At 71.2% G+C, this 7,628-nt stretch carries 7 protein-coding genes and 1 pseudogene; 2 read left to right on the top strand and 6 right to left on the bottom strand.

The features are described 5' to 3' along the window. Positions 1–233: 233 nt before the first annotated feature. From L0H79_RS18955 to L0H79_RS18940, 4 genes are all read right to left on the bottom strand, one after another. Positions 234–839, bottom strand: coding sequence for a hypothetical protein (locus tag L0H79_RS18955; RefSeq protein ID WP_301486202.1), 606 nt, complete (start codon positions 837–839; stop codon positions 234–236). A gap of 104 nt (positions 840–943) precedes the next feature. Continuing rightward, positions 944–1,777, bottom strand: coding sequence for an ABC transporter permease (locus L0H79_RS18950; RefSeq protein ID WP_301486201.1), 834 nt, complete (start codon positions 1,775–1,777; stop codon positions 944–946). Next, a complete protein-coding gene (locus L0H79_RS18945; protein WP_301486200.1) occupies positions 1,764–2,720 on the bottom strand; it encodes an ABC transporter ATP-binding protein in 957 nt (318 codons plus the stop codon). The genes L0H79_RS18950 and L0H79_RS18945 overlap by 14 nt, the downstream gene beginning before the upstream one ends. Further along, positions 2,717–3,910 (bottom strand): hypothetical protein, encoded by a 1,194-nt coding sequence (locus L0H79_RS18940; protein ID WP_301486199.1) that lies wholly within the window; start codon positions 3,908–3,910, stop codon positions 2,717–2,719. Before L0H79_RS18940 ends, L0H79_RS18945 begins: the two co-directional genes overlap by 4 nt. A 100-nt stretch (positions 3,911–4,010) precedes the next feature. On the opposite strand from L0H79_RS18940, the gene L0H79_RS18935 reads away from it, so the two are divergent. Both L0H79_RS18935 and L0H79_RS18930 read left to right on the top strand, forming a co-directional pair. After that, entirely contained in the window at positions 4,011–4,724 is a 714-nt protein-coding gene (locus tag L0H79_RS18935) for an LppX_LprAFG lipoprotein (protein ID WP_301486198.1), read from the top strand. After that, positions 4,721–6,451, top strand: a complete 1,731-nt coding sequence (locus tag L0H79_RS18930; RefSeq protein WP_301486197.1) for an MFS transporter — start codon at positions 4,721–4,723, stop codon at positions 6,449–6,451. Before L0H79_RS18935 ends, L0H79_RS18930 begins: the two co-directional genes overlap by 4 nt. A gap of 98 nt (positions 6,452–6,549) precedes the next feature. Here the strand turns inward: L0H79_RS18930 and L0H79_RS18925 are convergent, their stop codons facing one another. Next, positions 6,550–7,404, bottom strand: coding sequence for an ATP-binding cassette domain-containing protein (locus L0H79_RS18925; protein ID WP_301486196.1), 855 nt, complete (start codon positions 7,402–7,404; stop codon positions 6,550–6,552). Further along, positions 7,401–7,628: pseudogene (locus tag L0H79_RS18920) on the bottom strand (ABC transporter permease); the annotation flags it as partial. The gene L0H79_RS18925 and the pseudogene L0H79_RS18920, both read right to left, overlap by 4 nt.

Raw genomic sequence — 7,628 nt, 5'->3', positions numbered from 1 at the left:
TTCGAGAGTGCGGCAGTGCTGATCGACAGTGCACTTCTCGTGTTCGAGAGTGCGGCAGTGCTGATCGACAGTGCACTTCTCGTGTTCGAGAGTGCGGTCAGCTGCACGCTCGATGCGAACTACTGCACTGTCGATGGGGAGTACTGCACGCTCGATGCGAACTACTGCACTGTCGATGGGGAGTACTGCACGCTCGATGCGAACTACTGCACTGTCGATGGGGAGTGCGGCGGTCAGTGGTGCGCGTCGGGATCCGGGTCGGGGCCCGCGGTGCCGTCGTCGACCCACTCTGCGGTGCCCTCGGAGACGGCGCCCTTGGCACGGCCGGTCACGACATCGGCGACGGAGGGCCCGACCTGCTGGCGCCACTGCGCCTCGCGGCGGGCCAGCTCGCCCTCTCGGGCCTCAAGCTGCTCCTGGCGTGCCGCGAGCTCGTCCTGCCGAGCGCCGAGCCGGTCGTCGGCCTCCTTGTCGCGCGCGGCCAGCTCGCTCTCGCGCCGCCTGAGGTCCTCGTCGCGCAGCCCGGCCTCCTCCATGCGTCGCTCGTGCTCGGTGCGCTCGGCTGCCGACGCCCGTTCGACGTCGGCGAGCCGCTCCTCTTCCCGCTGCTCGCGGCGGAGCCGGGTCCGGTGCCGGACCCGGCTCGTCAGGGCCGCCCACCCGAGGCAGAAGAGCAGGACGGCGATGCCGCCGCCGATGACCAGCTCGAGAGCGGACGCGTCCCGCTGCAGGCCGAACGCCTCGACGTGCACAGGGCCGGTTGCCCCGTAGGCACCGACGGCCGCGACAGCCCCCACGACGATGCCGAGGGCCATCAGGATGAGGCCGGACAGGACCATGCCGCCTCCCTTCAGGCTTCGTGCTGGTGAACGAATGGGATGTCGCTGTCGACCCTAGTGCTACCCGGTCCACCATCGCCGAACCCGGGCCGACAGAGATCGTGTCAGTTCGTGACGTCCTTCCCGGCGAAGCGGGCCCAGGCGAGCAACGAGAAGACGACTGCATAGCCGATGTCGACGAGCAGGCCTTGCCAGATCGTGTCGAGGAACGGGGGATCGCGCAGCAGGTCGATGAACGCCATCCACCGGTCGACGAGCAGCCACGGGTGCAGCCAGTCGAGCTGGGGCACCGTGTCGAGGATCCAGGACAGGATCGTGAAGATCATCAGGGCGACCGTCGCCGCGAGTGGCTGTTCGGTCAGGGTCGAGATGAACAGGCCGACGGCGGCCAGCGCGGCCAGGCCCGCCGCGAGATAGAGGCTGATGAGCACGACCCGCCACACCGCGCTCCAGAACGGGAGCTGGGTGCCCGAGAGGGTGAGCATGGGCCCAGTACCGAAGATCGCGATGCCGACGATCGCACCGGGGACGACGATGACCGCGACTCCCCACAGGGCCCCGATGCAGAGGGAGACGTACTTCGTCACGAGCAGCCGAGTGCGCCCGACCGGAACGGTCAGCAGGTAGCGCAGGGTGCCGGTGTTCGCCTCGCCGGCAATGGCGTCGCCGGCCAGCATCGCGATGGCGAGCGGCAGGAACAGGCCGATCTCGACACCCAGTGCGGCGAGCGGAACGAAGAGGCCGTTCGAGGTGATCGAGCCGAGCAGATCCGGGCCGCCCTGCCCGCCTCCTGAGGAGCTGAGCTTCACCGCGACGGCCATGAGCACGGGGACCGCTGCGAGCACGAGCAGGCCCATCTGGTTGCGCCGACGACCCGCGATGAGCAGCAGCTCGGAGCGCAGCAACCGCAGCGAGCGAGACCACTCAGCCGCCGACATCGAAGCCCTCCCCGGTCAGCGAGACGAACAGGTCCTCGAGGCTGCGACTGGATACGGTGAACTCCCTGACTCCGACACCGTTGGCCACGAGAGCAGCGACGATCTTCTCGGGCTCGACTCCACCGGGGTCGGCCCGCACCCCACCCGGGACGGGCTCGACGCCGCCGAGGCCAAGGCCGACGAGGACCCGAACCGCCTCCTGGACCTGGTCCGTGCGGACCAGGGCGACCGGTGGCGCGCCGCCCCGGAGCTCGGCGACCGGTCCCTGGGCGACGAGCCGGCCCTCGCTCATGACCCCGAGATGGGTGCACATCTGCTCGACCTCGGCCAGCAGATGGCTCGAGACGAAGACCGTCGTGCCGTCCGAGGCGAGGTCGGAGACGAGATGCCGCACCTCCCGAGTTCCTTGTGGGTCAAGACCGTTCGTCGGCTCGTCGAGCACGAGGAGGTCACGCGGCATGAGCAGGGCGGCAGCGATCGCGAGCCGCTGCCGCATCCCGAGGGAGTAGGCGCGGTAGCGCTTGGCTGCTGCGGCGAGGAGGCCGACCCGGTCGAGGGCTGCATCGACGCGGTGACGGCTCGTACGCGGGTCGGCCGTGAGGTCGGCGCAGTCGAGCCGATCGAGATTGCGCCGCCCGGACAGATAGGGATGGAACGCGGGTCCCTCCACGAGCGAGCCCACCCTCGGCAGCACCCGCCGCGCCGCGCCAGGCATCGGCTCGCCGAGCAGCCTGCCTGTCCCCGACGACGGGCGCACCAGCCCCAGCACCATCCGGATCGTCGTCGTCTTGCCCGAGCCGTTCGGCCCGAGGAAGCCGTAGACGCTGCCGCGCGGTACCGACAGCGCTATGCCGTCGACGGCGGGCTTGCCCCGAAAGAGCTTCGTCAGGGCCCGGGTCTCGATCGCGGGACCGGGCCCGAGCGCGAGGGGCGGTGCGGTCACGTCGCCGCCAGAGCGGCATACAGCTGGGCGGGTGCTACCGCCCCGACCGCCACCCGGCCGCCGTCGGTGAAGACGACCGAGAAGAGCGTCCCCTCGAGCAGGCGACCGCGCCCCCAGCTGCCCATCACGCGCGGCAGGCTGAACCGTATGCCGTCCAGCCAGCTGCGCGGGTCGCCCGCAGTGCCGCGGTCGGCAGCGGTGAGCGGCAGGCGCCCGACGAGGACGGCACTCCAACCGGATCCGACCACCGTCGGCCCCTGGAGCCGGCCGGGCGCGGCCGGGGCGGGGTTGGTGGCGCCCTTGCGCGAGGGGTGGACCGGCAGCGTCAGGGTGCCCTTGTCGGTGACCTTCGTACCGGGGGGCGGAGTGAACGCGAAGATGCTCGCGTCGGGCCGGCCGAAGTCGATCGAGGTGAAGCCGACCTGGAAGGCCGGGTTCGCGAGCTTGGTCGAGTAGACCTGCACCCGCACCGGGATGTGCCGCCGGCCGTCGATGGCGATCCGGACCGAGGCGACCCGCGTGGCCGAGTCCTTCGGGGTCAGCACGAGCTCATAGGCCGCCCGCCCGGCGACCGACGCAGTCCCGCTGGTGGTGACGGTCGTGTCGTCGCCGATCAGGGCGAGCGCCCGGCTTGCCGCCTCCTTCGGGGTGCGGGGCACGGTCGGTGACAGATCGGCGGGTCCGCGAGTGTCCTGGCCGGGGCCCAGCGGGTGCATGAGCGTGGGGATACGGCGGTGGACGGCGGACTTGTCGGCACTCGACCAGACCCAGAGGTCGTTTCCGTGGTGGATGAGGTCCGTCTCGTTCGAACCGTCGATCAGCGCGAGTCGTTGCCTGGTCGGGCCGTCGAGCCAGACCCGCCACGTGTGCGACCCGGTCAGCAGCGTGGCGAGCGAGGACATCCCGCTGTCGCCGTCGGAGGCGCCTGCCCGAGGGCCGCCGGGACCGGCGCCGCCGGTGAGCCCGGGCAGCTGGGGCAGACCCAGGTCGACGGTCTGCACGACGGTCCCCGAGAGGGCGGCCACGTCGGCCGAGCGGACATCGGCGAGTAACTGCGCGGCTGTGCGAGAAGGCAGGCCGGGATCGGCGTCGGCCTGCTGGTTCGTCACCACGGCCGAGCCACCGATGAGCCCGAGCGCCGCCACCGGGGCGACCCAGCGGGTCCACGGATGCTCCCCGAAGAACGTCATGTGCCTATCGTGCGCCTTGGATGCCGCGGATACAGAATCCGGAGCCACGAGGATCCCGCGCACACGAGCGCGAGCGGGCTGAGCGGCATACCCTCTGGCCATGCGAACGACGGGCAAGATCGTAGCCGCGCTCCTGGCGGGCCTGTGCCTGTTCGGGACCGCCGCCTGCACAGGTGACTCGTCACCCCCGCCGACCGAGCAGACCGAGCTCACCCCGGCGCAGCGCCTCGACGCGGCCAAGTCGAACCTCGACGCGGCGACGTCGGTGCACGTGAGCCTGACGAGCGCGGGCGTGCCCGAGCACGCGAGCGGCCTGGTCTCCGGCGAGGGCTGGGGTGCGCACCCGCCGGCGTTCAAGGGAACCTTCAAGGTCGCCGTTGCGGGCGTGCAGGCCGACGCCGAGATCACCTCGGTCGATGGCAAGGTCTGGGCCCGGCTCCCGCTCGTGCCGGGGACCCACCAGATCGCCCCCGCCGACTACGGGCTGCCCGACCCTGCTGTGCTCTTCTCCCGGGACCGCGGCCTGACCACCCTGATCACGGCGACGACCTCACCGACGGCGGGAGGGCAGACGCGCAAGGGCTCCGAGGTACTCACGAAGATCACCGGCGACCTGCCGGGCAGCGCTGTCGTCGACCTGCTGCGGATCGGCGAGCAGGCCGAGACCTACCATGCGACCTACCTGCTCACCGACGCGAACCAGCTACGCCAGGTCTCGATCGAGGGACCGTTCTTCGGTAGCGGCACATCCTCGGCGTACACCCTCGTGCTCGACCGCTACGGGGAACCGGTCACCATCACCAGGCCCACGTGACCGATCCGCTCGTGACTGCTGCTCCGGGGCCCCGCCGCGCGCTGCTCGCGGTGGCCTCGGTCGCGGTGGCGCTCGCCGCCGCGGACATCTACATCGTCGTCCTCGCGCTGACCGACATGATGGCCGGTGTCGGGATCGGGATCGAGGCGTTGCAGGAGGCGACCCCGATCATCTCGGGCTTTCTGCTCGGCTATGTCGCGGCGCTTCCGCTCATCGGTCATCTCTCGGATCTGCTTGACCGGCAACGGATCCTGCTGGCCTGCCTGGCGATCTTCGTCGTCGGGTCGGCGGTCACCGCGCTCGCCGTCGACCTGCCGGTCCTCGTCGGCGGACGCGTCCTGCAGGGTCTCGGCGGCGGGGGACTGGTGCCCGCCACGTTGGCGCTCGTCGCCGACCTGTGGCCCGTGGGCCGACGGGGCACCCCCTTCGGGGTCGTCGGGGCGGTGCAGGAGCTCGGGTCGGTGCTCGGCCCGCTGCTCGGTGCCGCGATCCTCGCGTGGTCGGGGTGGCGTGCCATCTTCTGGGCCAACGTCGCTGCCGGGATCATCCTGTATGCCGCTGTGCTGAGCTGCGGGGGGCGCCGCACCCCAGGCGACCGCCGACCCTCGAGCGTCGGGGCTGCCACCTCGGCCGTGCTCGGGCTGGGTCTCGGTGGCCTCGCCCTCGCCGCGCCCGAGCGGCTCGTCACCGACGTCACCCTCGGGGTGCCTTTCATCCCGCTCGTCGGGCAGTCCCGGGTGCTCACCCCGATCGGGCTGGTGGCGCTCGGGCTCCTCGCCGTCGCGGCCGGCGTGACTGCGCGTCGCTGGTGGCCGGTGCTCCGCCGGGCGGACCTGCTCGGTGCTGTCCTCGTCGCGGTTGCGCTGGGCGCGCTCGTGCTGACCTTCGCGAGCTCCGACCCGGAACGTGAGGTCGTCGGGCCGATCGGGGTGGTTCTGCTCCCGGTGGGCGTGCTCGCGGTCGTCGTGCTGGCGTGGTGGCACCGGAGGGCCCCCGCCCCGCTCATCCCGAGGGGAGTGGTCCACGGACTGGGCCTGCGTGCCCAGGTCGTCAGCCTCCTCGTCGGTGCCGCCCTCGTCGCCGTCGTCGTGGACGTCCCGCTGCTCGCCCGGCTCACCCTGACCCGGGACGAGACCGGGGCCGCGCTCGTGCTCGTCCGGTTCCTGCTCGCTGTCCCGGTCGGGGCTCTTCTCGGTGGGCTCGCCACCCGCAGGTTCGGCGACGGGCCGGTGGCGGCCACTGGGTTGACCCTCGCCGGTGCCGGTATGGTCGCGATGTCGCGGTGGGGCCCGCACTCGTTGGACGAGGCGGTGGGGGCGAGTGTCGTGCTCGTCGTCGTCGGCCTCGGGATGGGTCTCGCGATCGCACCCGTCAACGACGCCGCCCTGGCCGATGCGCCGGCCTCGGCGCACGGCGTCGCGAGCGCCCTCGTGGTCGTCGCCCGCATGGTCGGCATGATCGTCGGGCTCGCGTTGCTCACCTCGCTCGGCCTGCACCGCTACTACGCGGCGGTGCGCCGCTTGCCCGACCCGTTCGACACCGACGCCCTCATCGGGGCGGGGGTCGTGCAGGTGCAGACGGTCCTGTTCGGTGGGGCCGTCGCGGCGCTCGTCGCCGCGGCCCTCTGCCTGACTCTCGGCACCACCCGCCCTCCACCTCGCGAACGGTCCGTTCGCACCCAGGCGCCCCCCGTGGGCCCCCCGCGGGCACGATGGCGTGGTCGATGATGGTCGCAGACCCCTCGCGGATGGGCAGGTGGCCCACGACGATGATCCTGACCGCCTCGCCGGTCGACGCGGTCATCGCAGGCTCTGCTCGGACTCGGTCACCGCAGGCTCTGCTCGGACTCGGGCACCGTCATCGCGCCGGTCATGATGGCGACGGCGTCCTGCATGGAGTGGGTCTTCGGGCTGATCACTGCCGCCCGGCCACCGAGGCGCTGGACGTGGATGCGGTCTGCGGTCTCGAAGACGTTGGGCATGTTGTGGCTGATCAGGATGACCCCGAGGCCCCGGTCGCGCAGGTCACGTACGAGCTTGAGGACCTGACCGGTCTCGCGGACCCCGAGGGCGGCGGTCGGCTCGTCGAGGATGGCGATCTTGCTGCCGAAGGCGCCGGTGCGGGCCACCGCCACGACCTGACGCTGCCCGCCGGAGAGGGTCTCCACCGACTGGTTGATGTTCTGCAAGGTACTGATGCCCAGGTCCTTGATGTGCCGGCTGGCCTGCTCCTTCATCGCCCCCGTGTCGAGCATTCGCAGCACGGAGCCGGCAAAACCCTTGCGACGGATCTCTCTGGCCAAGAAGAGGTTGCTCGCGATGTCCAGGGCCGGTGCCACGGCAAGGGTCTGGTAGACCGTCTCGATCCCGGCCTCGCGTGCTTCCTGGGTGGACTTCAGCCGCACCTGCCTCCCGTCGATCTCCAACCGGCCCTCGTCCGGCGTCAGCGCACCGGACAGGCACTTGATCAGGGTCGACTTGCCGGCGCCGTTGTCGCCGATGACGGCGAGGATCTCGCCCGGGAACAGGCGCAAGTCGACCCCGCGCAGGCCCACGACCCGGCCGAACAGCTTGACCAGCCCGGTGGCCTCGAGCACCGGCTTGTCCCTGGATCCGTCCGGCGATCCCTTGCCTGTGACGTCACGCTCGGCGCTTGGGGTTCTTGACGCGGAACCGGTCATGCCTTCACCCTCCTGATCCACTGGTCGACCGACACGGCGAGGATGACCAGGATGCCGGTGGCCAGGACCTGGTAGTTCGGGTCCACGCCGGCCAGGGCGAGCCCGCTGTTGAAGACCTGCACGATCAGCGCCCCGATCAGGCTACCGATGACCAGGCCTCGGCCGCCGAACAAGCTGGTGCCGCCGATGACCACGGCGGTGATGCTGAGCAGGTTGTAGTTGAG

Source organism: Intrasporangium sp. (assembly GCF_030452765.1).
Taxonomy (GTDB): domain Bacteria; phylum Actinomycetota; class Actinomycetes; order Actinomycetales; family Dermatophilaceae; genus Intrasporangium_A.
The sequence above is the reverse complement of the archived record's forward strand: the minus strand, read 5'-3'. Positions and strand labels throughout refer to the sequence as shown.

Excerpts from the sequence above, each read along its gene's own strand:
- L0H79_RS18955 (WP_301486202.1), bottom strand. The coding sequence starts at position 839 with ATGGTCCTGTCCGGCCTCATCCTGATGGCCCTCGGCATCGTCGTGGGG.
- L0H79_RS18950 (WP_301486201.1), bottom strand. The coding sequence starts at position 1,777 with ATGTCGGCGGCTGAGTGGTCTCGCTCGCTGCGGTTGCTGCGCTCCGAG.
- L0H79_RS18940 (WP_301486199.1), bottom strand. The coding sequence starts at position 3,910 with ATGACGTTCTTCGGGGAGCATCCGTGGACCCGCTGGGTCGCCCCGGTG.
- L0H79_RS18935 (WP_301486198.1), top strand. The coding sequence starts at position 4,011 with ATGCGAACGACGGGCAAGATCGTAGCCGCGCTCCTGGCGGGCCTGTGC.
- L0H79_RS18925 (WP_301486196.1), bottom strand. The coding sequence starts at position 7,404 with ATGACCGGTTCCGCGTCAAGAACCCCAAGCGCCGAGCGTGACGTCACA.